28 protein-coding genes are annotated in these 25,397 nt (G+C 64.6%); 18 read left to right on the forward strand and 10 right to left on the reverse strand.

The window, feature by feature from the left end; translation table 11 throughout:
• The first annotated feature begins 193 nt into the window (after positions 1–193).
• From NGM06_RS02925 to NGM06_RS02945, 5 genes are all read left to right on the forward strand, one after another.
• On the forward strand, positions 194–973 hold the full coding sequence (locus tag NGM06_RS02925) for an alpha/beta fold hydrolase (protein WP_254268859.1): 780 nt from the start codon (positions 194–196) through the stop codon (positions 971–973).
• A gap of 193 nt (positions 974–1,166) precedes the next feature.
• The gene (locus NGM06_RS02930; protein WP_254268860.1) at positions 1,167–1,418 is read left to right on the forward strand and encodes a hypothetical protein; all 252 of its coding nucleotides are present in this window, start codon (positions 1,167–1,169) and stop codon (positions 1,416–1,418) included.
• A 325-nt stretch (positions 1,419–1,743) separates the two neighbouring features.
• Positions 1,744–2,085 (forward strand): DUF7528 family protein, encoded by a 342-nt coding sequence (locus NGM06_RS24290; protein ID WP_368410505.1) that lies wholly within the window; start codon positions 1,744–1,746, stop codon positions 2,083–2,085.
• Between the two features lie 46 nt (positions 2,086–2,131).
• Positions 2,132–3,073 carry a DUF1028 domain-containing protein gene (locus NGM06_RS02940; RefSeq protein WP_254268862.1) on the forward strand — a complete coding sequence of 314 codons (942 nt, stop codon included), beginning with the start codon at positions 2,132–2,134 and terminating at the stop codon, positions 3,071–3,073.
• Between the two features lie 79 nt (positions 3,074–3,152).
• A complete protein-coding gene (locus NGM06_RS02945; RefSeq protein ID WP_205427199.1) occupies positions 3,153–3,299 on the forward strand; it encodes a DUF8555 family protein in 147 nt (48 codons plus the stop codon).
• Positions 3,300–3,658: 359 nt separating this feature from the next.
• Here NGM06_RS02945 and NGM06_RS02950 read toward each other — a convergent pair whose 3' ends face one another.
• Complete coding sequence (locus NGM06_RS02950; RefSeq protein WP_254268863.1) at positions 3,659–3,949, reverse strand: amphi-Trp domain-containing protein; 291 nt, start codon at positions 3,947–3,949, stop codon at positions 3,659–3,661.
• 176 nt (positions 3,950–4,125) lie between these two features.
• On the opposite strand from NGM06_RS02950, the gene NGM06_RS02955 reads away from it, so the two are divergent.
• Positions 4,126–4,413: a PadR family transcriptional regulator gene (locus NGM06_RS02955; RefSeq protein WP_163520438.1), complete on the forward strand. Its 288-nt coding sequence runs from the start codon at positions 4,126–4,128 to the stop codon at positions 4,411–4,413.
• 306 nt (positions 4,414–4,719) lie between these two features.
• Here NGM06_RS02955 and NGM06_RS02960 read toward each other — a convergent pair whose 3' ends face one another.
• Positions 4,720–5,910 carry an AI-2E family transporter gene (locus tag NGM06_RS02960; RefSeq protein WP_254268864.1) on the reverse strand — a complete coding sequence of 397 codons (1,191 nt, stop codon included), beginning with the start codon at positions 5,908–5,910 and terminating at the stop codon, positions 4,720–4,722.
• Positions 5,911–6,037: 127 nt separating this feature from the next.
• On the opposite strand from NGM06_RS02960, the gene NGM06_RS02965 reads away from it, so the two are divergent.
• The 3 genes from NGM06_RS02965 to NGM06_RS02975 all read left to right on the forward strand — a co-directional run bounded on the left by NGM06_RS02965 (position 6,038) and on the right by NGM06_RS02975 (position 9,316).
• Complete coding sequence (locus NGM06_RS02965; RefSeq protein ID WP_254268865.1) at positions 6,038–7,312, forward strand: MgtC/SapB family protein; 1,275 nt, start codon at positions 6,038–6,040, stop codon at positions 7,310–7,312.
• A 90-nt stretch (positions 7,313–7,402) separates the two neighbouring features.
• Entirely contained in the window at positions 7,403–8,734 is a 1,332-nt protein-coding gene (locus NGM06_RS02970; protein ID WP_254268866.1) for a class-III pyridoxal-phosphate-dependent aminotransferase, read from the forward strand.
• A gap of 147 nt (positions 8,735–8,881) precedes the next feature.
• The gene (locus tag NGM06_RS02975; protein WP_254268867.1) at positions 8,882–9,316 is read left to right on the forward strand and encodes a hypothetical protein; all 435 of its coding nucleotides are present in this window, start codon (positions 8,882–8,884) and stop codon (positions 9,314–9,316) included.
• Positions 9,317–9,325: 9 nt separating this feature from the next.
• On the opposite strand, the gene NGM06_RS02980 is transcribed toward NGM06_RS02975, so the two are convergent.
• Positions 9,326–9,862: a hypothetical protein gene (locus NGM06_RS02980; protein ID WP_254268868.1), complete on the reverse strand. Its 537-nt coding sequence runs from the start codon at positions 9,860–9,862 to the stop codon at positions 9,326–9,328.
• Positions 9,863–9,989: 127 nt separating this feature from the next.
• Here NGM06_RS02980 and NGM06_RS02985 point away from each other — a divergent pair, with 127 nt between their 5' ends.
• From NGM06_RS02985 to NGM06_RS03000, 4 genes are all read left to right on the forward strand, one after another.
• Positions 9,990–11,240 (forward strand): alanyl-tRNA editing protein, encoded by a 1,251-nt coding sequence (locus NGM06_RS02985; RefSeq protein WP_254268869.1) that lies wholly within the window; start codon positions 9,990–9,992, stop codon positions 11,238–11,240.
• A 98-nt stretch (positions 11,241–11,338) separates the two neighbouring features.
• A complete protein-coding gene (locus tag NGM06_RS02990) occupies positions 11,339–12,487 on the forward strand; it encodes an acyl-CoA dehydrogenase family protein (protein ID WP_254268870.1) in 1,149 nt (382 codons plus the stop codon).
• A gap of 71 nt (positions 12,488–12,558) precedes the next feature.
• Entirely contained in the window at positions 12,559–12,966 is a 408-nt protein-coding gene (locus NGM06_RS02995; protein ID WP_254268871.1) for a DUF7522 family protein, read from the forward strand.
• A 47-nt stretch (positions 12,967–13,013) separates the two neighbouring features.
• Positions 13,014–13,583, forward strand: coding sequence for an HAD family hydrolase (locus tag NGM06_RS03000; protein ID WP_254268872.1), 570 nt, complete (start codon positions 13,014–13,016; stop codon positions 13,581–13,583).
• On the opposite strand, the gene NGM06_RS03005 is transcribed toward NGM06_RS03000, so the two are convergent.
• Positions 13,580–13,840: a DUF5822 domain-containing protein gene (locus NGM06_RS03005; RefSeq protein ID WP_254268873.1), complete on the reverse strand. Its 261-nt coding sequence runs from the start codon at positions 13,838–13,840 to the stop codon at positions 13,580–13,582. The two genes, NGM06_RS03000 and NGM06_RS03005, sit on opposite strands and share 4 nt — an antisense overlap.
• A 51-nt stretch (positions 13,841–13,891) precedes the next feature.
• Complete coding sequence (locus tag NGM06_RS03010) at positions 13,892–14,218, reverse strand: hypothetical protein (protein ID WP_254268874.1); 327 nt, start codon at positions 14,216–14,218, stop codon at positions 13,892–13,894.
• 106 nt (positions 14,219–14,324) lie between these two features.
• On the opposite strand from NGM06_RS03010, the gene panB reads away from it, so the two are divergent.
• Positions 14,325–15,137 (forward strand): 3-methyl-2-oxobutanoate hydroxymethyltransferase, encoded by an 813-nt coding sequence (gene panB, locus NGM06_RS03015; protein ID WP_254268875.1) that lies wholly within the window; start codon positions 14,325–14,327, stop codon positions 15,135–15,137.
• A 77-nt stretch (positions 15,138–15,214) separates the two neighbouring features.
• A complete protein-coding gene (locus NGM06_RS03020; RefSeq protein ID WP_254268876.1) occupies positions 15,215–15,970 on the forward strand; it encodes a DUF7117 family protein in 756 nt (251 codons plus the stop codon).
• Positions 15,971–16,038: 68 nt separating this feature from the next.
• Here NGM06_RS03020 and NGM06_RS03025 read toward each other — a convergent pair whose 3' ends face one another.
• Positions 16,039–16,974 carry a trypsin-like serine protease gene (locus NGM06_RS03025; protein WP_254268877.1) on the reverse strand — a complete coding sequence of 312 codons (936 nt, stop codon included), beginning with the start codon at positions 16,972–16,974 and terminating at the stop codon, positions 16,039–16,041.
• Positions 16,975–17,490: 516 nt separating this feature from the next.
• On the opposite strand from NGM06_RS03025, the gene NGM06_RS03030 reads away from it, so the two are divergent.
• Positions 17,491–18,309, forward strand: a complete 819-nt coding sequence (locus NGM06_RS03030; protein ID WP_254268878.1) for a hypothetical protein — start codon at positions 17,491–17,493, stop codon at positions 18,307–18,309.
• 82 nt (positions 18,310–18,391) lie between these two features.
• Here the strand turns inward: NGM06_RS03030 and lipP1 are convergent, their stop codons facing one another.
• The 3 genes from lipP1 to glyA all read right to left on the reverse strand — a co-directional run bounded on the left by lipP1 (position 18,392) and on the right by glyA (position 21,867).
• Entirely contained in the window at positions 18,392–19,333 is a 942-nt protein-coding gene (gene lipP1 / locus NGM06_RS03035; protein ID WP_254268879.1) for a LipP1 family hormone-sensitive lipase, read from the reverse strand.
• Between the two features lie 141 nt (positions 19,334–19,474).
• A complete protein-coding gene (locus NGM06_RS03040) occupies positions 19,475–20,368 on the reverse strand; it encodes a bifunctional methylenetetrahydrofolate dehydrogenase/methenyltetrahydrofolate cyclohydrolase (protein WP_254268880.1) in 894 nt (297 codons plus the stop codon).
• A 251-nt stretch (positions 20,369–20,619) separates the two neighbouring features.
• The gene (glyA, locus tag NGM06_RS03045; protein ID WP_254268881.1) at positions 20,620–21,867 is read right to left on the reverse strand and encodes a serine hydroxymethyltransferase; all 1,248 of its coding nucleotides are present in this window, start codon (positions 21,865–21,867) and stop codon (positions 20,620–20,622) included.
• A 139-nt stretch (positions 21,868–22,006) separates the two neighbouring features.
• Between glyA and NGM06_RS03050 the strand changes: the two genes are divergently transcribed.
• On the forward strand, positions 22,007–24,073 hold the full coding sequence (locus NGM06_RS03050; RefSeq protein WP_254268882.1) for a hypothetical protein: 2,067 nt from the start codon (positions 22,007–22,009) through the stop codon (positions 24,071–24,073).
• Here the strand turns inward: NGM06_RS03050 and NGM06_RS03055 are convergent.
• Positions 24,070–24,207: a hypothetical protein gene (locus NGM06_RS03055; RefSeq protein ID WP_254268883.1), complete on the reverse strand. Its 138-nt coding sequence runs from the start codon at positions 24,205–24,207 to the stop codon at positions 24,070–24,072. The two genes, NGM06_RS03050 and NGM06_RS03055, sit on opposite strands and share 4 nt — an antisense overlap.
• 320 nt (positions 24,208–24,527) lie before the next feature.
• On the opposite strand from NGM06_RS03055, the gene tbsP reads away from it, so the two are divergent.
• A complete protein-coding gene (tbsP, locus tag NGM06_RS03060) occupies positions 24,528–25,352 on the forward strand; it encodes a transcriptional regulator TbsP (protein ID WP_254268884.1) in 825 nt (274 codons plus the stop codon).
• The last annotated feature ends 45 nt before the right edge of the window (positions 25,353–25,397 follow it).

Genomic DNA, 25,397 nt, shown 5'->3' on the forward strand with positions numbered 1-25,397 from the left:
CAGGTTAGGGTCTATACTACTTAAGCCTTTCTCTGAAAAACCGCGGTAAGGCGTCGGGGTAGTCGATTAGAGACGAATTGCGGTTCAAGAAATACGTCGGCCGGAACGCCATCGGGCCTCGCGAACCGTCTTCAGGGAGTCGCCCGAACCGCCGACCGGAGGTTTGTTGTCTCGTCCGCGCGAAGAGTTCGTCATGCAACGGGTCACACACCACGGCAGGGCCACGGCCTATCGAGTCGCCGACCGGGGCGGCGAGGGGTCACCGCTACTCGCCGTCCACGGGTCCGGCGGCACTCACGAGGTCTGGAAGGCACAACTCGGCCGACTGGCCGGTCGGCGTCCGGTCGTCGCCCTCGACCTGAGCGGGCACGGCGAATCGGAGGACTTCGAGGCCGACCTCGGGTGGGAGACGCTCTCGGCCTACGCCGACGACGTGCTGGCGGTCGCCGAGGAGACCGACGCGGGTGTGCTGGTCGGTAACTCTCTCGGCGGGGCGGTGGCGCTCCAACTGGTAATCGAGCGCGACCACGACTTCGACGGACTCGTCCTCGCCGGGACTGGGGCGAAACTCCCGGTGCTGGACGACCTGCTCCGGTGGCTCGACTCGGACTTCGACCGGGCGGTCGAGTTCCTCCACGGCGAGGACCGCCTCTTCCACGACGCCGACTCCCGGTACGTCCAACTCTCCACGGAGGCGATGAGAGGCGTCGGCCAGCGCGTCACGCGCCGCGACTTCGAGTCCTGCCACGCGTTCGACGTGCGCGACCCACTCGGCGACGTCGACGTTCCGTCGCTCGCGGTCGTCGGCGAACACGACCACCTCACCCCGCCGGCGTACCACGAGGAACTGGCCGACGGGATTCCCGATTGCGAGTACGCGGAAGTCCGCGACGCGGCCCACCTCGCCATGCTCGAAGAGCCGGAGGGGTTCAACGCCGCGATTCTGGACTTTCTGGAAGCGGCCGACGTCTGAAGCGTAGTCCTCGGCGCGGGCGTCGGAAGTCCGGTCGCCGTGAGTACGGAGGTCGTGCTGTCCGGTCCCGGAAGTCGCCCCTCGCCACTTCGACCGCTGAGACTCTCTCCCACCCCGGATTAGGTCGGAACGCCGGAACGAGAACTCCCGATTACCTGAAAACTTATACCAGACAGCGATGGTACACTTACGTATGCAATCTGGCGGCGAGCGCCGACTACTCGAATTTCGCGTGCCGGTTTCGAGGGAGTTCTGGCGCGCGTACGGCGTTCCGCTCGGGTTCGTACTGCTCGTGCCGTCTGCCGTCGCGGTGGCAGTCGCGCGCGAACCGGGCGACGGCGTCGTCGTCGGCGCGACCTTCGTCGCGCTCTCGGTCGGGGCGGTGCTGGCGGGGTTGGTCGTGTACAACGTCGTCGTCGCGGCGCTGCTGGCCGCGGAACGGTGAGTCGTCCCGCGAGAGCGGTGTGTGATGGATTTCCGCGGCGTTCCCCGACATTTATTACCCTGCTTTCGTTACACACACTCCATGTCGAGCCACGGCCTCACGACCGAGGCGTCCGAGGATAGAGTAAGTCGCCAGTCGGCGGCTGGTCGAGAAATTCTCCGCGGAGTGTAACTCTCGTTCCGACTCATCCTCCCCCGACCCGGACGACGAGAACCGCGACGGTCCCGCCGACGCGCACGAGACGGTCGCAGTCACCGTCGCCGGAGACACCCACGAACTCACCAGAGCCGAGGCCGACCGGCTACGCGCGGCGCTCGGCGAGGCGCTGACCGAGCGCCGCGAGTTCGTACGCACGGTCGGGACACACCGCGAAGACGGAAGCTACGTCGTCGCCCGACGGTGTGCTGACTCGTCGGGCCACCGCAAGGTGTTCGAGAGCTTCGCGGCCCTCCGGCGACGCTACGACCGATTGCCCGACGAGTTCACCGCCGAGGACGTCGGCCAATCCGGACTGACCGGCGGGCGTCGTCACATGCTCGTGCATCACTTCGCCGAGCACCCCAGCTTCGACTGCGAACTGGAGAAGCGTCAACCGCTCACCGCCAGAAAGCGGACTGGCGACGGGCCGGACCGCCGAGGCGACGCCGGAGGTGAAACCGGACACTGACGTCGCCGGGCGAACGCTTTTCGTCGTCGCTTCCGACGATTCGGGCATGGAACCGCGCCCAGCAACGTTCTCCATCGTCGCGCGCGACCCCGACACCGAGGCGATCGGCGTGGCGGTCCAATCGAAGTTCGTCAGCGTCGGCTCCGTCGTGCCGTTCGCCAGCGCCGACGCCGGAGCGATAGCGACGCAGAGCTTCGCCAACGTCGCGTACGGCCCGGACGGTCTCGACCTCCTCCGCGAGGGCCAGTCGGCCGAGGAAGTCGTCGCGGCGCTGACCGACGACGACCCGGAGGCGGCCCGGCGACAGGTCGGCGTCGTCGGACGGGACGGCTCGGTCGCGGCGTTCACGGGCGAAGAGTGCTTCGAGTTCGCGGGCGACCGACGGGGCGAGACCTACACCGTGCAGGGAAACATCCTCGAGAACGAGGAGACGCTGCGCGCGATGGAGACCGCCTACGAGGAGACCGATGGCGGCCTGCCCGAGCGACTCCTCGCGGCCCTCCACGCCGGTAACGAAGCGGGCGGCGACAAGCGCGGCGAGCAGAGCGCGGCCCTCTACGTCGCCAAGCCCGAGGGCGGGTACGACGGGAAGAACGACCGCTGGATCGACGTGCGCGTGGACGACCACGAGGCACCCATCGACGAACTCGAACGCGCGTTCAAAATCTACGACGTGACCCTGCTCGAACGCGAGGAACCCGACGACGTGCGCGAACTCTCGGGCGAGACGGCCGCGGAGGTCGCGGGGACGCTGGCCGACCTCGGATTCTACGACGGCGGTGAACCCGCGAGCGACTCCGCCGGGAACTTCGGCGGCGAGGACCGCGACGCGCTCGAAGCGTTCCGCGGGATGAACAACTTCGAGAACCACGACCTCGCCGTCATCGAGGACGCGCTGGCCCGCGGATGGACCGACGCCGACGGCGAGGGCGAAGACCGGATGGTCGATGCCATCTGGCACGGTCTCTCGCGCCTGAACCGGAAGTAGCGGAGTCGGTGCGGCGACTCGTCCCCTCTCTCGGAGAATCCCACCGAACTCATTACGCGCGAAGCCGAATCCTCGGTACATGAGAGACGAAGAGGAGATCCGCGAGCAGTACGAGTTCCTGAAGGAGCAACTCGACGACGAGAACATGCGTCACGAGGGCGTTCGACAGATGTTCACGTACTACAAGCGAGCGCTCGGATGGGTCCTCGAAGAGGAACACATATAGACTGTCTAACGTTTTCGAAATGTTTCACGGTGGCGGTTCCGAAACTGGTGTTCAGCCCCGGAATCGGTACAAGGTTCCGGCGGCGTTAGGTTTAAGTTCTTAGGGCGTTTTGTTCCAGTTGACGCTTCGCTTGGAGGGCCGAAGCGTCAGCGGGGACCAATTCAGGGCGGCAAGCGGTTCGCGGGGCTTTTTCACCCCCGCGTTTTCCGCTTTCCTTTCCATATTCCTTTCCGAGTATCTTCGACCCCGAGGCGTCGCCTCGCTCTCGGTCGGTAGCCGTAACTCCCACTGTCGAGTCGGGACGAAATTCTGAGTCGTGTTCGAGGCTACGGTCTCCTGAGGTCTCCGGTCTGAGGAACCTACTCTATCCCCAGTCCGGTGTCGGTCTCGCCGCCGCCGCTGTCGTCCTCGTCCCACTCCAGTTCGAACTCGATGCTGAGTTCGCCCGTTCCGCCGCCAGTGGGCGTCTCGCGTTCGGCCTTGACTTCGAACGTCGGTTGCGTCGGCGGGTCGAGGGTCACCGACTGGTCGCCCGCAGACAGCGTGATGTCGCCGCCGGACTCCAACTTCTCGGCGACGGTCCGGAGGTAGGAGGCCACGTCGGTTCGGTCCATCCGGCGCTCGGTCTCGAACAGAACTTCCTCTGGCATACTCCTAGACAGGAAGACGAGCGTCTTAAAGTCGCTGCCTCTCCTGACGGTGACCGGAGATGTCCGTGTTCCGCCCTCGATTCTCCGGAGACGTACCGCGTCGATTACACGCCGAGAGTCGGTCACGAGGGGCCGTTATCTTCATTTCCATCGGTATCCTAGTTCGTACGTTACCGATGCACGACCTGACAGGATTCCAACGAGATTTGCTGTACACCATCGCGGGACTGGACGAACCGCACGGTCTCGCTATCAAGGACGAACTGGAGAACTACTACGAGAAGGAGATTCACCACGGCCGACTCTATCCGAACCTCGACACCTTGGTCGATAAGGGGCTGGTCGAGAAGGGCCAGCGCGACCGTCGGACGAACTTCTACACGCTGACGCGACGCGGCGACCGCGAAATCGAGGCCCGCCGCGAGTGGGAGTCCCAGTACATCGACCTGAGCGTCGAGGCCTGAGACGTGTCCGCGGAGCGCCAGCGACGCCGGTCGGCCGCCCGGAGCATCGCGGACAGTCCTCCCGCGAGAACCCGCATCGTCCGCTCCCGATCTCTGACCTAGTTACGGCGCGGAGAGTGCGTCTCGCCGACCGTATGGTGAACTTCTGCCCACCGTCGTCCTCCGTTTTCGCCGTCCTCCGCTCGCTGCCCCCTGAACCGCTGTCCCGCTTCCGCCGCCCGCTACACTCTGCTCTCCAATCGGTCGTCCTTCACTCCGACTCGTCCGAAGGATGTCCGCGCGTCGGCCCGCCGACGAAACATCGTCTTACTGGTGGGAGACGCCCACGCCCTCGTCCACGGCGTCCGTCTCGGCCGTCTCGACCCCGGGGGTCTCCGTCGTCCGCGTTTCGGGCGTCTCGGGTTCGAAGAGGTAGGTCGGGTCCACGGCCCACGGTCGGATGTCCTCGCCCGCGACCAGTTCCGGCAGGACGATGCGAACGAAGTGGACGACCAGCACGAGTATCATCGGGCCGAGGAAGATGCCGTACCACCCGAACAGAAGCGGGCCGAAGATGTACGCCAGCATGACGAGTCCGACGTGGAGGTTCCGGCCCGAGACGTACGGTCGGAGGACGAGGTCCGGAATCGTGTCCACGACCACGAGCGAGACGCCGAAGAACAGCGCCGGGAACCAGAGGAACGCGGGGTCGGCCATCGCGGTCTCGGCCCCGAGATACGCCGAGACCGGGAAGTAGACCAGTTTCATCCCGACGATGGGGATGAGGCTGGCCGCCCCGGTCAGCAGGCCCAGCAGGGTCGGGTACGGCACGACAACCTGAGTGGGCGCGAACATGTTGATGAGGTTGTACGAGGCCGCGCCGATGGTCCCCGTGAGCAGCGCGTTCAGAATGTTCCCGAAGAAGATGCTGTTGAAGTCCCTGTCCACCGCCCGGAGGTACGCTTCGACCACTCCGCCCTCGTCGCCGAACTGCCGCCGGAAGAACCGCGAGAGACGGTGGTCGTCTCGGAGCAGGTAGAACGCGATGGCTATCATCACGAACAGGTGGAGTATCGCGTTGCCGATGAGACCCACGTATTCGAGCGCCGCCTTCCCGAACTCGCTGACCAGCGCGGGGTCGGGGTTCGCCAGCAACTCCTCGGGACTCCGGGCGAGCGACGAGACGTCGATGTACGGTTGAATCGTCGTCTGGAGGACGTCGAGGTCGGTCCGATTGGCGATGTTGTTGAACTCCTGTAGCGCGATAGCGCCGGTGTAGGCCATCAACAGCAACACCGGGAGCGCCAGCGCGAACAGGGCGGTGGCGGCCGCGAGACTCGCCGGACGGACGCGTCGCCGAAGTCGCTTGTACACGGGTCGGGTCGCGTAGTAGAGGAAGATACCGAAGACGAACGTCCCGATGAACGAGTAGACGACGAACAGCACGGCTACGCCGAGCGATAACCCGACGAGCCACCAAGCGGTTCGCGCGCGGTCGATGTTCAAACCGCCGACCATACCTTTGGCACTGGAGCGCTGTGATAAAAATGTTCGCAGTTAGGAGAGTCCGGGACCGGTGCTTTCGCGGCGAACCGTCGCGACTCCGGACGTCTCGGGGAGAGATATTTATACGCACGTCGTCATAGTGGGAGAAGTGCCGAGTATCGTCGAGTTCCTCACGCAGGTACCGCTGGACAGTGAGGTCGTCCGCGTCGCGCTCGCCGCCGCGCTCGGACTCTTCCTCGGACTGGAGCGCGAGTGGTCACACAAGCCCGCCGGGATTCGGACGTTCACCCTCATCAGCCTCCTCGGGGCGGTGTTCACCCTGCTCGACCGACAGGAACTCCTCCTGCTCGGTGGCCTGCTCGTCATCGTGCAGGGAATCATGCTCGGCGTTCAGGGCCTGATGGCCGACGAGGAGGAAGACGAGGGCCTCTCGCTGACCACCTCCGTGTCGATGCTGGTCGCCTTCGGCGTCGGTTCGCTCGTGATGGACGGGTACATCCTCGTGGGCGTCACGGTGGCGGTGCTGTCGTCGCTGCTGCTCGTCCTCAAGCGCGAACTCCACAGTCTCGCGTGGGGGATGTCCCGCGAGGAACTCCGGTCGGCCGTCGAGTTCGCCATCCTCGCGTTCGTCATCTACCCGCTGCTCCCGAACGAACAGTTCGCCTACGGCATCCAACCGCGGACGGTCTGGCTGATGGTCGTCACGGTGGCGGCCATCGGCATCGTCAACTACGCGGTCGTGACGACCTACGGCGGCCGGGGTATCGCGGTCACGGGCTTCTTCGGCGGCCTCGCGTCTTCGACTGCGGTGGTCGGGACGATGCTCGACCACGTCCGTCAGCGCCCCGAGGCGGCCTCCTACGGCGTGGCGGCCATCCTGCTCGCCGACGCCGCGATGGCGGTCCGGAACCTCGCCATCGCGCTGGCGTTCACGTTCGGTAGCTCCAAGCCCGTCCTCTACGGCGCGGTACTTCCGCTCGGCGCGGTCATCCTCGGGAGCGTCGCCATCGCGGCGTACGCCGCCGACTGGTCCGAACACGTGGACATCGACCTCGAAAGCCCGTTCTCGCTCCGGAACGCGCTCGGGTTCGGAGCCATCTTCCTGCTGGTCATCGTGGGCGGTGCCGTCGCCCAGCAGCAGTTCGGGTCGGCCGGGTTCTACGTGACCGCGCTCCTCTCGGGACTCGTCTCCAGCGCGGGCGCGACCTCCTCGGCGGTCTTGCTCTACATGGGCGGGACCATCGATTACCAGACCTCGGTGTTCGGCATCCTGCTGGCGACCGCCTCCTCGATCGCGGTGAAGGCCGCGCTGACCCTCTCCGCGCCGAACCGGGCGTTCAGTTTCCGGGTCGCGGCGTGGAGCGGCGTGCTGCTCGCCGGGTCGGCGCTCGCGGCGGTACTGGCGGCAATCTAACTTTGGCGGCGGAACTCGGAGCTGTTGCAAGTATTGCCCGAAGCGCAACGAACCAATTCAATTAAAGGGTGTGTGTCCCAACCACGCTTCATGGACCGAGACTCCGCAGAACCGACGGTCGATGGGATGCCCGGCGAACGGGCACAGGAGTGGGCCGACTACCACCACCAGTTCTCCGCACCGAGCACCTACGTCTACGACTTCGTGTGGGACTTCACCGAGGAGGCCATCGGACCGTTCTGTACCGACATCGACGGGAACGTCCTGATGGACTTCACCAGCCACGTCGCGGCCGCGCCGCTGGGGTACAACAACCCCAAAATCATGGAGAAGTTCGACGAGTTCGACCTCGTGGACCCGACTAAAATCGCCGGACAGGACTTCTACGCCGCGGGCGGGTGGCCCCCGGAGGACCCCGAACTCCCCGGCCCGACCCAACTGATGGACCGGTTGACCGACCTGACGAGCCACTACGACATGGACACCGTCTTCCTCTCGAACTCGGGAGCGGAGGCGGTCGAGAACGCCATCAAAATCTGCTACGCGCAGGGCGGTCACCGAGCGTTCACGTTCGACGGTGCCTTCCACGGCCGGACGCTCGGCGCGCTCTCGCTGAACCGCTCGAAGGTGAACCACCGCAAGGGCTACCCCGAAATCGGCGGCGTCGTCTCGGTCCCTTACCCCTCCACGCAGGAGGCCTACGAGAAGCAGTGGCTCACCGACGGGCCGGGCGGCAACGTCCTCGCCGACAAACTCGACCCCGAGCAGGGCGTCATCGCCCCCGAGGAAGTCGCGTACCTCATCATCGAACCCGTGCAGGGCGAGGGCGGCTACCGGGTGCCCCACGACGGCTTCGTCAGCGACCTCGCCGAGATTCGGGAGCGCTTCGACGTGAACGTCGTCGCCGACGAGATTCAGTCCGGACTGGGCCGGACCGGCGAGATGTGGGCCGTGGACCACCTCGACCTCGACCCCGACGTGATCACGTCGGCGAAGGGTCTCCGCGCCGGTGCGACCGTCGCCAACTCCGACATGTTCCCCAAGGAGAAGGCCCGCCTCTCCTCGACGTGGGGCGCGGGAAAAATCGTGGACTCGATGCAGGGCGTGTTCACCATCGACGCCATCCACGAGTACGACCTGCTCGACAACGTCGCCGAGCGCGGCCGCCAGATGCGCGAACTCCTCGAAGACGCCGACCTGCCGAACGCCATCGACGTCCGCGGCCGGGGACTGATGCTCGCGGTCGAGTTCGACACCAAGGAGCGCCGCGAGGCCGTCGTCAAGGCGGCGTTGAAGCGCGGCCTGCTCGTGCTCGGGTGCGGGTACAAGACGCTCCGCCTCCTGCCGCCGCTCGACGTGACCGAGCGCGAAATCGAACTCGCGCTCGACGTGTTCCAGTCGGCGGTCGAAGAGGTGGCCTGATTCGGTTCGCGCCGGTCGTCTCGTTCGAATCCCCGTTTCGATTCTCTTCTTCTCTTCGGGGAGAGCGATTTCTCACACGGTTCGGATGTCGGCGGCCCGACGGACGCCCCGACAAGATTGATAACGCGAATGGTCGTTGTGACGAGCATGTATCAGCTCAGTGATTCCCTCCGCGAAGAGTCCTCGGCGCTCGCGAGGCTCCTCGGCGCGGTCAGGAGTCGGGCCGCGGGCGTGCTGGGCGTCGCGGCAGTTCTCGCAGTGGTCGCGCTCCCGGACCCGCTTCCGGCGTACCCCGCAGGGGCCTACGCGCTGGTCGGGGTCGCGGAAGGCGTCGGTCTCGCGGTCGCGGCCGAGAATCTCGTGTGGCGACCGGCCAAGGGGTTCGACTTCGGTCGCGCGAGCAGGCGCGTCGGCGGCGTGGTCGGAACTGCGGCGCTGTTCGTCGTCGCCATGGCCGCGCTCGGCGTCGAACTCGGTCCGCGCGACCGGGCGCTGTTGGCCGGGTTCTGCCTCTCCGCGCCGACCGCGATAGCCGCCATCGACTACCTCAAAGCGCGGGTGCAGGCCGACTTATTGGAGTGAGGTCGTCCGTCATCGTCCGCGGTCGGTGTGTCGTCGGTCGAAGTCGAACTCGGCCACGGTGGCGGTGCCCGACCACTCCGAAGTCTCGGTCACCTCGTGGACGAAGAGTCGGTCGGCGAAGTCGGTGACAGTGGCGCTATCGGCCAGTTGCGCGCGATTGAACCCATCGCGGCCCGCTCGCAGTATCCGGTAGGCGCAGTCCTCACCGTCGGCGGTACCGCAGACCCCGAGGCGGTACTCGACGTTCCGGAACTCGTCTTCTAACGCCTCGTGGAGGTGGTCGCCGACCGAGACGTCTCGCGGGCCGGTCACGGCCGGGCCGACGTACGATGGGTCGTACGCGAGGCCGATTTCGCCGTCCGGGCCGATGTGTGTCTGAAGGAGGTCTCCGTGCCAGAGTTCACCGCCGCCGTACTCCCACGAAACGCCGATGCGCTTCCGGACGACTCGTCCGGTCTGGGCGAGACCGCCGGTCGCGACCCATCCGAGGACGACGCCGCCCGCGACCGTGCCAGTGCCCGCGATGACCGCACGTCTGGAGGGCATGCGAGGAGATTCCGTCGGTTCGCGGATAGGTTTTGATATCGACCGCGACTCCGTGGCGACTGTCGCCGTCGAATCGACACCCCCGCGGAGCGTGAATCTTTAGTCACCGCGCCGACTCCCGACTGGTATGAGTCAACTCGCGGCACGCGAACCCGACGTACGGCGCTTCGAGGCGACCGTCGCGGACGTGGACGGCCGGGCGGTCACGCTGGACGAGACGCACTTCTACGCCGAGAGCGGCGGACAACCCGCCGACCGCGGCACGCTGGCCGGGACGGTGGTCGAGGACGTGCAGAAGCGAGAGGACGGCGAAACCGTCCACCGCCTCGCCGACGACCCCGACCTCGAAGCGGGCGAGACGGTCCGGGCGGAGATAGACGGCGAGTTCCGGACCTACTGCATGCGGGCGCACACCGCCAGCCACGCGCTCTACGGCGCGGGCCGCAGAATTCTGGACGACCTCGGCTACGGCGGGTTCGACATCGGCGAGCAGAAGGTCCGGGTGGACTTCACCACCTCGACCGACATCACCGACGAGACGCTGGCGGAACTGGAGCGACTCACGAACCGCGCGGTCTGGGACTCGCTGCCGGTCTCGTGGGAGGAGATTCCGCAGGAGGAGGCCAGAGAGCGCGAGGAAGTGGCGTTCAACACCAAGACCGAGGAGGGCGTGATGAGCGAGTCCGACGCGGTGCGCGTGGTCACGATTGACGGGTGGGACTGGGCGGCCTGCGGCGGCACCCACGTCTCGAACACGAGCGAAATCGGTCCCGTCACCGTCCTCGACCGGTCGAACCCCGGGGAAGGACTGACCCGCGTGGAGTTCGCGGTCGGGCCGACCGCCATCCGCCGCCGGGCCGCGGACGTGCGCGCCGCCCGCGAGGCCGCCCGGACGCTCGACGTGGGCGTGGGCGAACTCCCGGACGCCGCCGAGCGAGTCGGCCAGCAGGTCGAGGAACTGGAGTCCGAACTGGACGACGCCAGGGACGAACTGCTCGACGCGCGCCTCGCCGACCTGCGCGAGGACTCGGTCGAGCGCGACGGCGGCGAGTGGCTGGTCGGCACCGTCTCGGACTTCGGTCCGAACGAGGTCGCCGACTCCGCCAGAGAACTCGCGGGCGACGGTGCCCACCCCGGCGAAGGAGAGTCGCCGAGCGAAGCGGAAACGCCCCAAGCGTACGACGCGGTGGTGCTCGCGGGCGAGGACGGCGCGACGTTCGTCGTCGCCGCGACAGACGGCACTCCGGACGCGGGCGACATCGTGGACGACGTGACCGCGGCATTCGGCGGCGGAGGGGGCGGCAGTCCGACGTTCGCGCAGGGCGGCGGACTGGACGCCGACCCGGCGGACGTCGTGGCGTTCCTCCGGGAGCAGTAGGACGCCCTCGACCTTCAGACGCCGGAGAGTGGCCGACACCTTTCGCGACGGAACCGAGAACAGGCAACTTTTTCCACGCCGTTCCCGACAGTTCGCGTATGAACCTCTCCGAGGAGCAACGGGCCATCCGCGACGTGGTGCGGGAGTTCGCGGTCGAGGAGATTCGCCCGACGGCGGCCGAGTGCGACGCGGACCAGACGTTCCCCGAGGACGTGTGGGACGGGCTGGCCGACCTCGACATGACCAGTCTCACGGTGCCCGAGGAGTACGGCGGTCTCGACGTGGACCGCCTGACCTACAGCGTCGTCAACGAGGAGGTCGCGTACGGGATGCTCTCGGTGGCGACGGCGCTGTCGGTCCACAGCCTCGCCACCTCCTGCATCGCGGAGTTCGGCGACGAGGACCAGAAAGAGCGGTGGCTCCCCGACATGGCCGAAGGTCGCCCCGTCGGGGCCTTCGCGCTCTCGGAACCGCAGGCCGGGTCGAACCCCGCCGAGATGACCACCGAGGCGAAGCGAGTCGAACGTGGCGACGGGCACGCAGGCGACGAGTACGTCATCAACGGGAAGAAACAGTGGATAACCAACGGCGAGCGGTCGGGCGTGGTCGTCCTGTTCGCCAAGACCGACCGCGAGGACCCGCGGTCGGTCACGCAGTTCGTCGTCCCCAAAGACGCCGACGGACTGGAGGTCGGCAAGAAAGAGGACAAACTCGGCCTGCGGGCCAGCGACACCACGAGCCTGATATTCGACGACGTGCGCATCCCGGCCGAGAACCGCCTGACAGAGGAGGGGAAGGGTCTCTCGGCGGCGTTCCACATCCTCACGGGCGGTCGCATCGGCATCGCCAGCCAGTCGGTCGGACTGGCTCAGTCCGCGCTCGACGAGGCCGTCGCGTACGCGCAGGACCGCGAGCAGTTCGACAAGCCCATCGCCGACATCCAGACCGTCCGGCACAAACTCGCGGACATGAAGACCCAACTGGAGGCCGCGCGCCTGCTCACCCGCGACGCCGCCCGGCGCGACGACGAGGGCGAGAGCGTCGAGATGGCCGCCAGTATGGCGAAGTACTTCGCCAGCGAGGCGGCGGTGGACGTGACCAACGAGGCGGTCCAGATTCACGGCGGGTACGGCTACACCACCGACTTCGACGTGGAACGCCTCTACCGCGACTCGAAGATTACGACCATCTACGAGGGAACCTCCGAGATTCAGAAGAAAGTTATCGCTCGAAACCTCTTGGAATAAGTCTGAACGACGTGAAACATCCGGAAAAGCCGCTACACTTATAATTCCGGGTCGAAACGAGCGTAAACGAGATGGTCGTTCTCGAACAGTCTACGCTCGTCGACTTCGACGCGGAGGCCGCGCTCTCGGCGGCCCGTGAGGTCTCGGACGACGCAGTACACCTCTGCGTGGAGTACACGCCCGAGGAGTTCCACACGCTCTACGCCGACGAACTCACGATGTCGCTGTACGGCGGCGACCGCGACGAGATGGACGACCACTTCGAGCAGGTCCACTCGTACGTCCACGTCGATTTCACCGAGCGAGACCTGTTCGGCGACGTGTTCCGCAGCGCGGGCGAGGTCCGGTCGTTCGTCACCTACATGGACTACGTGACGCTCGTCCGGGTTCTCGTCGGCCAGCAGGGACTGCTCTTCACGACCGACCCCGACGCGGACGTGACGGCGGTCGTCGATGCGGTCGAGGACCAGTTAAACTGACCGGAACGACCGACACCCCTTTTTTCACGGTGGTCCTACCGACGAGCGTGACCCGAGACGACGCTGGCAGTCGGACCGACGAGACGCCGAGTCACCACGGGACGGACCTCGCGGCGGTCGTCTACGACCTCGACGGCACCTTGGTCCGCCTCGCCGTGGACTGGGCGGACGTAGAGCGCCGACTGGCCGACCTGCTGGAGCGCGAGGGCGTGGACGCCGACCCGCTGAGCGCGTGGGAACTGCTCTCGGCCGCCGAAGACACCGGCGTCGGCGACGAGGCGGACGAACTCATCGCCGCGGCCGAGCGCGAGGGTGCCCGCGAGTCCGAGCGACTCCCTCTCGCCGACGAACTGCTCGCGCGAGAGGTTCCGGTCGGCGTCTGCTCGCTCAACCACGAGTCGGCGGTCCGCATCGCGCTCGACCGCCACGACCTCGCCGACCGCGTCGAGAGCGTGGTGGGCCGGGGGACCGTGCCCGAGCGCAAGCCCCATCCCCGCGCCCTGCTGGCGGCGGTCGAGGAGTTGGGCGTCGCTCCGGAGAACGCGCTGTTCGTCGGCGACTCCGCGAGCGACGAGGAGACCGCGAATCGCGCCGGGACCCGGTTCGAGTGGGTCTAGTTCCCGGCGTCCGACGACTCTTCTTCCGCCCGCCGCGCGTACAGAAAGACGCCGACGGCGACGACGAACCAGACCAGCGCGCCGACTCGGACGGCGAACTCCGCCCGGGCGGCCCACGTGGGGAGCGAGACCCCCACCAGAAACGCGACGAGCGCGACGACCGGCGCGCCCGCGACGATGGTGAGGACGAAGGTCGTCTGCATCACCCACCCGTAATCGACGCCTTCGGGGTCGTGGGTCTCGACTGGTTCGGGCACGTTTCGAGTGCGGGACGCTCGCGGCTTAAACGTTGCAGTTCCCGGCGTGGTTCATCGCTCGACTTCCTCAACTGAGACGGTCCGCATCTCCCCGTCCTCGCGCTCTCGTTCGACCCGCAGTCGGATGCCCTCCTCGCGGTCGCTGTCCTCGACGACGTGGACCACCTCCCGCGTCGCCCCGGCGTCGAGCATCGCCATCCCCTCGCCCTCGTTGACGAGACTGTACCCGCTCTCGATGCAGTGGCCCATCAGCGCGCACTCCTTGCTGTGGGTCCGGGCGCGCTCTGGCAGGTCCTCGCGGGCGTTCTTGCGGACGCACCCGTTGTCGATGACGTAGCCCTCCAGCGTCTCCGAGTCGGTCTCCTCTCGGGCAGTCATAGCGTGCGCTCTACTCGCGACTCGGCCTTGGGTTCTCTGGCCCCTCGCCGACCGGAGTGAGCAACAACCGAACACGTTTAACCGCTGTGCCTGCGAGTGGCAATATATGCCAACCGTCCGGACCCTGCAGGAGAAGGCGAACGACGAGGAGATAACGATGCTGACCGCCTACGACGCACCGACCGCCGAAATCGTGGACGAGTCGGGCGTGGACGTGATTCTGGTCGGCGACAGCATGGGCAACGCGGTACTCGGCTACGAATCGACGCTCCCTGTGACCGTCGACGAGATGCAGAGTCGGACCGCGGCGGTCGCACGGGCCACGGACGACGCCTTGGTCGTCGCGGACATGCCGTTTCTGAGCTACGGGGCCGACGAGAGCGACACCATCCAGAACTGCGGCCGGATGCTCAAGGAGGCCGACGCCAACGCCGTGAAACTGGAGAGCGGCCCGCACACCGTGAGCGTCACCGAGCGACTGGTGGACCTCGGTATCCCCGTGATGGCTCACCTCGGACTGACGCCCCAGCGCGTCCACCAACTCGGCGGTTACTTCCGGCAGGGCACCGACGAGGAGAGCGCCGCGGAGATGCTGGAACTGGCGAAGGCCCACGAGGAGGCCGGAGCCTTCTCGCTGGTCCTCGAACACGTCCCCTCGAACGTGGCGGCACAGATTACGGAGGCGCTGGAGATTCCGACCATCGGTATCGGCGCGGGTCCCGACACCGACGGACAGGTCCTCGTGCTGAACGACGTGTTCGGACTGAGCGACCGGAGTCCGTACTTCTCCGAGCAGTTCGGCGACGTGAAGGGAGAGATGGAGCGGGCGGTCGCCGGGTTCCGCGACGCGGTGGAGTCCGGAGAGTTCCCGGCGGAGGAACACAGTTACAGCGAGGACGAGATAGACGATATCTACTGAGCGACCGCAGTCCGTAACGAAGCCAGTTCTGTCTCGGAGTCCGGGACATTTTGTATCCCGCCCTCCAACGACCGGGCATGAAAGTTCGCGGCCAGCGCGAGTGCAAGCACTGCGGCGCGCGGTGGTCCTACTACGAGACGGGAACCGTCGAGTGCCCCGAGTGCGGGAGTCTCCGGAGCGTCGGCGTCGAGGACGAGCGCGACCTCCACACCGACAGTCCGGTCGAGTTCGACCTGACGGAACCGCGAGAAGCCGTGGACGCCCACCCCCTGCGCGAGGTGGCCGACCGCGCGGGCGAGATTGCCCGGGAGTACGTCCGCAAGCGCGGGTTCGTCCGGGGCGGCGACCTGTTGACGCTGGACGACACCTACCTCGCCGCGCAGGAACTCCGCCACGCCGCCGACGTGGTGAGGCGGGGTCTCGACCTGAGCGACGACGAGGAGTGGTACTTCCTCGCGCTCCTCAGGTCCGCAGACGCCGAGGCTGACGGGACAGATTCGGACGCCGACTCGCGGCCCGCCCCGGACGAGGTTCCGACCTCCATGCATCCGATTCGCGGGCTAGCCTACGCCGAGGCGGTGGCGGAGTACCGCCGGGAGATGGCCGACTGGGCCGACGAGCGAGAGGCCTCGGCCGTGCCCCACGGGGGCCGCGACGCGCTCGAAACGCTCGGCGACCACGTCAAGCGCGTGCAGGCCCTCGACGGCGACGTGGACGCCGACACCGCGGAACTGCTCGTGAACGCCACTCTCGACGTCGGTCGGTACCTCCGGGAGGGCGACGCCGAGGCGCTGGCGAGCGCGCGCGACCGGTTTAGGGTGTTGAAAATGTAACAAACTCGAAGACCCGCGCAAAAGTTACGAGAATTATAATATTAATTTAATTATGATATAATATGATGCTATTGTAGCTTCGGATTTGTGAGTTGGGCGTTCATGCGGTTGAGTAATTCCTGTCCTGTTGGGCCATGGCTTTCCTCGCAACTTTCACAGAAGAACGAGAATGTTCCGACGAGATAATCGTCATTATCGACGAATGGACCGCCAGAGTCGCCGTCTGTCGTCTTGTTCGGGGAGTAGTCGGCTTGGTATTCTACGAGTGAAGTCTTTGATGTGCCGGTACATTCTGTGGTAGCGTAGCACGTTGACTGCCCCGCAAATTCAACTGAGAGTGACTTACTTCCGGACGTACGGTCGGTTAGACCTGAGTGGGTCCACGTTCCCGCCAAGTCGCCGATATTGTCGTCGGCGTTGCCTCGGATGTCAGCCGTCACGGTTCCGTTCCGCCGCCGGTACTTGGCGACGTCCATTCCATAGTCACCGGGGTCACTATGAGTAACGTAGGCACCGACATCTTCTACACGATTAGTCCCATCGTCGGTGCCGCCGTGACGGAGGTAATCAGCGTATGAACCATTGTCCTTGATGACGTGGGCGGCAGTGATGTAGCACTCGTAGGCGTTATTCGGATTATCGTTCCAGCAGACGACGCCGAGCGTACCTTGCCCGTAAGAAGTATCATCCCCGTCATAGCCTCCGACTTCGGGGTTTGCGGGTAGCGGGTCGTAGAAATCAAGATTACGACGGTCACACACACTTCCGAACTTACGGTCAACTTTGCGTTCCTTGACGGTGACGGGAATCTTCTGAGTGCGGTTCGGGAGTGCACGACGCACCGACCGCTTATTGTGATTGACATACACCGTGAGCGCAAGGTCGGTAGGGTCGTCGGAACGCTGTTGGAGGGAGATACCGTTGACGCCCTCAGTACGTTTGTAGACCGTACTTGGGTCAAGTTTGTGGTAGGCCATGATGCGACGATAGCGTTCTTCTGGCACGTAACGCACGGTCTCTGGGTTACCGTACTTGTCATAGCGCCATACCAGTGGAACGCCATCTGGCTTCTCACCGAACGCGCGCTCGGTGGCCTTCCGAAGTCCAGCAAGCCCTACGCCGGACGCTGCAAGCGTCCTCAAAAACTTCCGCCTAGTCGCATTTTTGTCAAGTTAGTACAACCCATATAGTATAGAATAACTAATCATATTCGGCATGCATATAATTAAGCATGATAAGAAATGAAAGTTTCTAATTCTAAGTATGTGTATTATATTAAGATTGATAAGTTATTTAAAATAGTGGGGGAAATATTCCCATCGATGCATCGAAGAACGGTCCTCACTACCTTGTCCGCCCTCCTTGCAGGATGTACCAGTTCTGGTGGTTCAGGCATCGATTCGACTGCGAATCAAACATTGACGACATCAGATGAAACTGCTACCTCGTCTAGCCACCCTAGCACGAAGGAAACGACGACGAATCCGACTTATGACTTCATCCCGGCTGACCAATCATTGATGACCTCAGAGGAGGTCAATCGGCGATTGGACGACCGCGACTGCGCGTCACTTGACGACCGCCCAATAACCTGTCCCGGAGACCGTGGGCGACTTCAGGTCACAGTCTCCCCAACTGTTGGAACGCTCTCGGACGGAACCGTAACGTTCACCGTGGAGAACGTGGCAGACGAACCGTTTATGACGAACCACTACCGGTGGGTACTGCAGAAGTGGGATGGAAGTCAGTGGCGGCGTCTCGCACCGCTGGCAGTCCCTGGGTCACTACAACGTATTCCAAGTGGCGGATCACACACCTATCGTCTCTCGGCTATCAAGGACAGTGTCGCACATAGTCAAAGCGCGTATATCGCCGAATCGGACATCACCATTGGCGGTCTCGGTCCTGGCGTCTACGGCCTATCCACGCACGGTTATTTCAAGTCTACACCGGACGACAAGCGTGCGGCCGCAGCAGTGTTCGGGTTCGCCGGGAAGGCTCCACTTGTTCGTCCGACCGCCACCGTGAAGAACATTGAACGCGTCAGGTCGACGCTGGTTGTACGTGCCAATGTTCCCAAAGATGAACGCGGTTCACTTATCGTTTCGTTCGGCGGTGGCACTCCAGACGTGCAACTCCTCCCCGAGCACGTCCGACAGCTTTCAGGACTATTAAACACGCTTCCATACGCTGCGACCGACGGAATTGATTCCGTCCAATACGTCGGCCACGCCGACGATATAGAAATGGTAGACGCGTACCTTTCCGCTGTTACGTCGACGGACATGACCCGATACGGATTCCGGGACTACGTATTCGAAGTGACCACCCAGAAGTAGTAATGGTAGCCAATTTTCGGCAAGTGACCCGTCGCACCCCACTATATAGTCGCCCAACACCGACCGATTGTGGCCCGACTCGTCACTCGAACGATTCGCGCAGGTCCTCGCCGATGGCTTCGATTGCCTCGCGGGCGCGGTCGAGTTCGACCGGGTCCTCCAGCATGTCCACGAAGCCGTGAATCATCCCGTCGTAGTTCCTGTGAGTCACGTCCACGCCCGCGTCAGCGAGCGCGTCGGCGTAGGCTCGCCCCTCGTCGCGAAGGGGGTCGAACCCCGCCGTGACCACCGTGGCGGGCGGGAGACCGCCGTGGTCGCACGCCTGTAACGGGAAGGCGTAGGGGTTGCGTGCGTCGAGCGGACTCTCGAAGAACTGGTCGCCGAACCACTCCATCTCCGACCGGGTGAGGAGGTAGCCCTCGTCGTTCTCCGCGACCGAGGGCCAGTCGTCGCGGGCGCTGGTCGCCGGGTATATCAGCACCTGCCGGTCGATGTCGGGACCGCCGCGGTCCCGCGCGACGAGCGCCGCGACCGCCGCGAGGTTGCCGCCCGCGCTGTCGCCGCCGACCGCGAGTCGGTCGGTATCGACGCCGATCTCCGCGCCGTTCTCCGCGACCCACTCGACCGCGGCCACGGCGTCCTCCGTCGCGGCCGGGAAGGGGTGTTCGGGCGCGAGTCGGTAGTCCACCGAGACGACCGCGCAGTCCGCGGCGTTGGTCAGGTGGCGGCACACCGAGTCGTGGGTGTCGATGCTCCCGACGACCCACCCGCCGCCGTGGAAGTAGACTAGTACCGGATGGGGTCGCTCGCCGTCGGGCGAGTAGACTCGAATCGGGAGGTCGCCTCCGGGACCGGGTATCGTCCGGTCGGTCACGTCGCCGACCGACTCCGAGGAGTCGCCCGACCTGAGTTTCTCGAAGAGCGTGCGGGCCTCCGCGGGGTCGAGAGTCGAGAGTTCTGGGGTCCCCATCTGGTCGAGTCGTTCGAGTAGCGCCTGCACTTGCGGATGCGGTTCGGACGCCATACCGTCACGTTCCGCTTCGACCGACAAAAATTCGCAGCAAGAAAACACGTCGCCGGTTTGGCACCGTTTCGTTCGCGTCAGTCGCACTCGGGTCGGCCAGCAACTCCGTAGTAGGTAGAATATTGTTGATTCGTCCCGGAGTCAGGGCAGTTCGACGTCCACGCCCTGTTGCGCTCCGGCCGCCTTCACCGTGTTGTAGAGCAGCATCGCGCGGGTCATCGGACCGACGCCGCCGGGGACGGGCGTGATAGCGCCCGCCGTCTCCTTCGCCGACTCGAAGTCCACGTCGCCGACGAGTTCGTAGCCCTTCTCGGTGTCTGCGTCCACGCGATTGATGCCCACGTCGATTACCGTCGCGCCCTCCTTCAGCATCTCGCCGTCTATCATCTCGGGGACGCCCGCTGCCGCGACGACGATGTCCGCCTCGCGGGTGTGTGCCGCGAGGTCCGCCGTCCGGGAGTGACAGACCGTCGTGGTGGCGTTACCGAGCGGTTCCTTCTGGACGAACAGGTTGGCCATCGGTTTGCCGACGATGTCCGAGCGCCCGACCACGACGGCCTCCGCGCCCTCGGTCTCGACGCCGTGGTGTTCGAGCAGTTTCTGAATCCCGTGGGGGGTACACGGTTTGAACCGGGCGTCTCCGGCGACGAGTCGCCCGACGTTCTCGGGGTGGAAGCCGTCAACGTCCTTCTCGGGGTCCACGCTCCGGAGGACGCGGCGTTTGTCCACCTGCTCGACGACCGGCATCTGGACGAGGATGCCGTGGACCTCGGGGTCGGCGTTGAGGTCGTCGATGGTGTCGTAGAGTTCCTGCGCGGGCGCGTCCTCGTCGATTTCGACGTGGATGCCCTCGATGCCGACCTCCTCGCAGTCGCGCTGTTTCATCGAGACGTACGTCTCGCTGGCGGGGTCGTCGCTCATCAGCACGGTGGCCAGACCCGGTCGGACCCCGGCGTCGGCCAGCGTCTCGATGCTGTCCTGCAAGTCGGTCCGAATCTGCTCGGCGACGGCGTTCCCGTCGATTAGCTCCGTCATTGCCCGAACGTCCGACGCCGAACCCCTTCAACCCTCGGATACGTGCGTATTTTCTGCCCCAACTCCGCCATTTAATGCACGTGTGTGCACCAAACGGCCTGCGGAGTCGCGTTTCGCTTTCGCGGATGTACAGTCGCGTTTTCGAAGACTTCCAGCGTCCGAAATTCAGTCGGAAGTCTCAGCTGGAAACGTGGTAAGAAAAGAGACAATAACTGCGTTAATTTCCGATTACCGCGGCGGCGAAGCTCGGTTCACTCGTACAGGGGGTTCGCGTCGCAGAGTTCCTGCACGTCCTCGGCGACTTCGGCCTTCACGTCCTCGTCGCCCAGATTGTCGATGACGCGCGCGATGAGGTCGCCGACGTACCGGCAGTCCTCCTCGTCGAACCCGCGGGTCGTGAGCGCGGGCGTGCCCGCGCGGATGCCGCTGGGATTGAACGCCGACCGGGTCTCGCCCGGGACGGTGTTGCCGTTGAGGACGATACCGACGTCTTCGAGGGCTTCCTCGGCGTCGCCGCCCGTGACGTCGGGATGTGACTCCCGGAGGTCCACCAGCACGAGGTGGTTGTCGGTCCCGCCGGAGACGAGACTGAACCCGTGTTCCGAGAGGGACTCACCCAGCGCCCTCGCGTTCTCGACGGTCTGTTCGGCGTACTCGTCGAACTCGGGTTCGAGCGCCTCGCCGAACCCGACGGCCTTGCCCGCGATGTTGTGCATGAGGGGGCCGCCCTGCGCGCCGGGGAAGACGGCCGAGTCGATGTCGTCGGCGTACTCCTCGTCGCTCATGATGATGCCGCCCCGTCCGGCGCGAATCGTCTTGTGGGTCGACCCCGTCACGAAGTCGGCGATGCCGACGGGCGAGGAGTGGACTCCGGCGGCGACGAGTCCCGTGATGTGGGCGATGTCGGCCATGTGGTACGCGTCCACGGCGTCGGCCGCCTCCTGAATCGTCTCCCACTCGACTTCGCGGGGGTACGCCGAGTACCCCGAGACGATGATGTCGGGGTCGAACTCCTCGGCGTGTTCGCGGAGGGCGTCGTAGTCGATGTACCCCGTCTCGGCGTCCACCTCGTACTGCTCGACCTCGTACACCTGTCCGGCGAAGTTGGCCGGGTGGCCGTGACTGAGGTGGCCGCCGTGGGTCAGGTCCAGCGAGAGTATCTTGTCGCCGGGGTCGAGCATAGCGAGGTAGACGCCCATGTTCGCCTGCGACCCGCTGTGGGGTTGGACGTTCACGTACTCGGCCCCCCAGAGTTCCTTCGCGCGCTCGACGGCGAGCGATTCGATGGTGTCGGCGTGTTCGCACCCCGCGTAGTAGCGCGCCCCCGGATACCCCTCGGCGTACTTGTTGGTGAGGGCGCTCCCCTGGGCCTCCATCACGGCCTCGCTCACGTGGTTCTCGCTGGCTATCATCGCGAGCGTGTCGCGCTGGCGCTCTACCTCGGCTTCGAGGGCGTCTGCGACTTCGGGGTCAACTCCGCGGACGCGGTCGTACTTCATACAAAAAATCGGTGCGTCCCGGAGTATAAGCTTACCTTTCGCGGGGAAGACTCCGGGCGACAAAAATATAAAGTCCCGGTGAGACACGTTGTACAACGCCGACATGATCGAGTGGGAGGAGACGAATTCTGGGTTACGAGTGTTCGACCGTACGAAGACGGAGGTGTCCATCGACACCGACGCGTGGGAGACGGTCGAGAGCGGTTACGACATCCAGCGGCCGCTCGACGGCACCGTTTCGGGCCGCGTGTCGGAGCTTCGATTGCCACCTGCACTGGTGAAAGCGACGGAGTTAGAGTCGGGCGAGGAGTACAAACACGGCGGGGACGCCGAATCACTCGACCTCCCGAGCGGCGAGTACCTGCTCAACGTCACGCTCAACATCAAGACCTACGTCCGGTTCTCCGGACCGGCGACGATATGGAAGAACGACGATTACACCGAGATGTCCATCTCGTTCCCGGAACCGACGCTCGTGACCTTCGGATTCCGGAGTCACCACGACGAACCCGTCGACACGATTACGGTACCCCCGACTCCCGAGGGCGTGGCGACCGCGGTTACGTACTCCTCGTCGTCCCACAAGACGACCGGCGCGGACAAGTCCTACCCCACGCTCCGAGGTCATCCGCCGCGAATCGAACTCGGGTCCGAGACCGACATCCCGGACCCGGTGTCCGAGGAGCGATTCGATACGGGTATCGAGATAGTAGTTCCCGACCGCTTGGAGTACGTCCTCGTCGTGGCTCCGCTCGCGTACTATCTACAGGCCGAGGTGACGGTTGCGGACCGGCAGTTCCCGATTCTACGCGCCCCCGAGACGGGCTTCGAACACGAGTTCGCGCTGCTCCCCGAGTTCCAACACGAGGTCGCCGAGACGCTGCGACGCGTCTTCTTCCTCGACTGCCTCGTGAGGACCGCTGGCCAGTACAGTTGGAACGTCGCGGAGACGTCCTTACTCGAAGAAATCGACGTCGACGCGGGGAAACTGTACGAGCGCACGCCCGCCGAGCAACTGACCGGGTACTTCGACGTCGCGTACGAGCGGATAGACGGCGAGTTGCCCGAGTGGCATCTGGCAATGCACGTCGAACCGCGCTCGGAGAACGCCACCTGTCTGCCGTACTACCTCGACGACCTCAGTCTCGTCTACCTGCCGGAATCGACCGACCTCGAAAAGGACCAACTGTTGAACAAGTCCATCGACGACTTCTATCGTGCGGGCGACCCGCAGGCCCACCCGCCGAAGGCCACTGCGGACACGTTCAGGCGAGGTCCCGGACCGGTCCAATCGGTCGACAGGCGCGACCCCGTCCTCCACGAGGGACAGGTCAACGGCTGGTTAGCGGACGGCGTTCCGATAGACGTGTTCAAGGCGGTTCCGGAGGCGTACGAGAACAAGTTCGAGTACCTCAACGACAGCGACGACGGTGACATCGACGTGACCCTCATCCTGAACGACGAGGAGATGGTCGACGAACACGAGGAGGTCGCCGAGATTTACGAGGAGCGCGCGGAGGAACTCCCCATCGACGTGACCGTCCACGAACACCTCACGAAGGCCGAACTCGCGGCGGTACTGGAGTCGTCCCACGACTTCGTTCACTACATCGGTCACTGCGAAGAGGACGGCCTGCGCTGTACCAACGGCAATTTAGCCGTCTCCACCCTCGAAGACAGTAGCGTCCAGACGTTCTTCCTGAACGCCTGCGGGTCGTACTACGAGGGCCGGGACTTGGTCAAGAAGGGGAGCGTGGCCGGAGCGGTGACGTTCACCAAAGTCCTCAACAAGCAAGCGGCCAAGGTCGGCGTCGCGTTCGCTCGACTGCTGATAAACGGCTTCAGCATCGACTTGGCCCTCCGGTTCGCGCGTCGGCGCATCATGATGGGGAAAGACTACGCCGTCGTCGGCGACGGCACGCACGTTCTCACCCAGACCGAGAACCGATATCCCATCTTCCTCACCATCGACCAGAGAGACGACGGGAAGTTCGACCTGATCACTGAACACAGACCTGCGGACACGAACGGCACCGTCTGCCAGATATACCACGAAAATTACACAGAGTATCATCTCCAGGGCACGAAGGTCCACCTGACGATGAACGAGGACGACCTCTTGATGTTCCTCGACCGTGCGGAGTCACCGGTGCTCTACGACGGTGAACTGTACTGGTCCGAAGAAATGAAAGACGTTCTCAGTTAGGGTCCGGCCGCTGCTCCGCCAGCCGCTTGCGTCGTCAGTTCGCCTGAAAGCACCGCTCCCCCGACGGCGAGGGTGAACGCGGCGTCCATCGCTCTCGGATTGTCAACGAGCCACTGTCGAATTTTGCCTTGCATGGCGTGTTTCTTGTTACTTAGCCACACTACTTGATTGTTTCGCATCTTTCACCTGTAAGTACCGCACGAGTAACACGGGAAATATGGCGTTAAACCTACTCTATCGTGTAAGGAATCCGTCGCGTCGGTGTGGAATCGCCGTCTCGTCGCGGATTTGACCAGGATGGTCACGAACAATCGGCCGAGAAGGCGGAAAATCGAAACCTGTTACGGCGTTCGATTAGAATTGTATGACTGACAACCAAATACCTTCGTATAATCCGTGATTTCCCCCCGTTATTAACGTTAAAATTAAGTAGGGGTAAAACGTTTGTCGGTACATGGAGACCGAATCGAATTTACTCGACCAAGAAATCGCCGAAATCCTTCGGACGGTTATCGACGAAGCACCGGACACGCTGCTCGTGGTCAATCCGTCGCGAAGCGCCATCGAGGAGCTAATCAACGTCGCCACCGCGTACGAGGGCGACCTGCCCGAACTGCGCATGCTCGCGCAGTCGGGGACCCTGAAAGACGTGATGGAAGACTTCATCGTCGCCAGTAACGCGGCCGACCTCATCGACGCCGGGTCGCTGTCGCTGCGCACGACCGACGAGGTGCCGAGCAACTCCCTGCTCGTCACCGACGAAGTCGTCATCGCGCTCGTGACTGCCGACGACCGCGTGGGCGGTCTGACCTCCGACGACGACGAGTTCGTCGCGGAGGCGTACGACTCCTACTCCGCGCAGTTCGAGTCGGCCGACGAGTTCTCGTTGCGCACGCCGCCGCTCTCGCGCGTCCGCGACACGCTCGGCGAGGAGATCAGCCCCGAGGCCCAGCAGGACTTCGACGAGGTGCTGTCCTCGATGGAGACCGCCCGTGGCGACGGCAACGGACTCGACGAAGTGACCATCAGCCTGCTCGTGGCCGCGAAGAACGAGGCCCTGCTCTACGACATCAGCAAGTGGGGCGAAGACGTCGGCATCGCCAGCAAGGCGACGTTCTCGCGCACGAAGACCAAGCTCGAAGACATGGGTCTCATCGGCACCGAGAAGGTCCCCATCGACGTGGGTCGTCCGCGCCTGCGCCTGAAGTTGGCCAACGACGACCTGCGCAACGCCGAGACCGACCAGCTCGCGAGCGCGGCCCAGAGCCTGCTTCACTGACGGCCCGAATCGACTTATTTTCCGCGCGATAGCCGCCGAGCGATA

Origin of the sequence: Halorussus aquaticus (assembly GCF_024218795.1) — an archaeon.
GTDB lineage: Archaea > Halobacteriota > Halobacteria > Halobacteriales > Haladaptataceae > Halorussus > Halorussus aquaticus.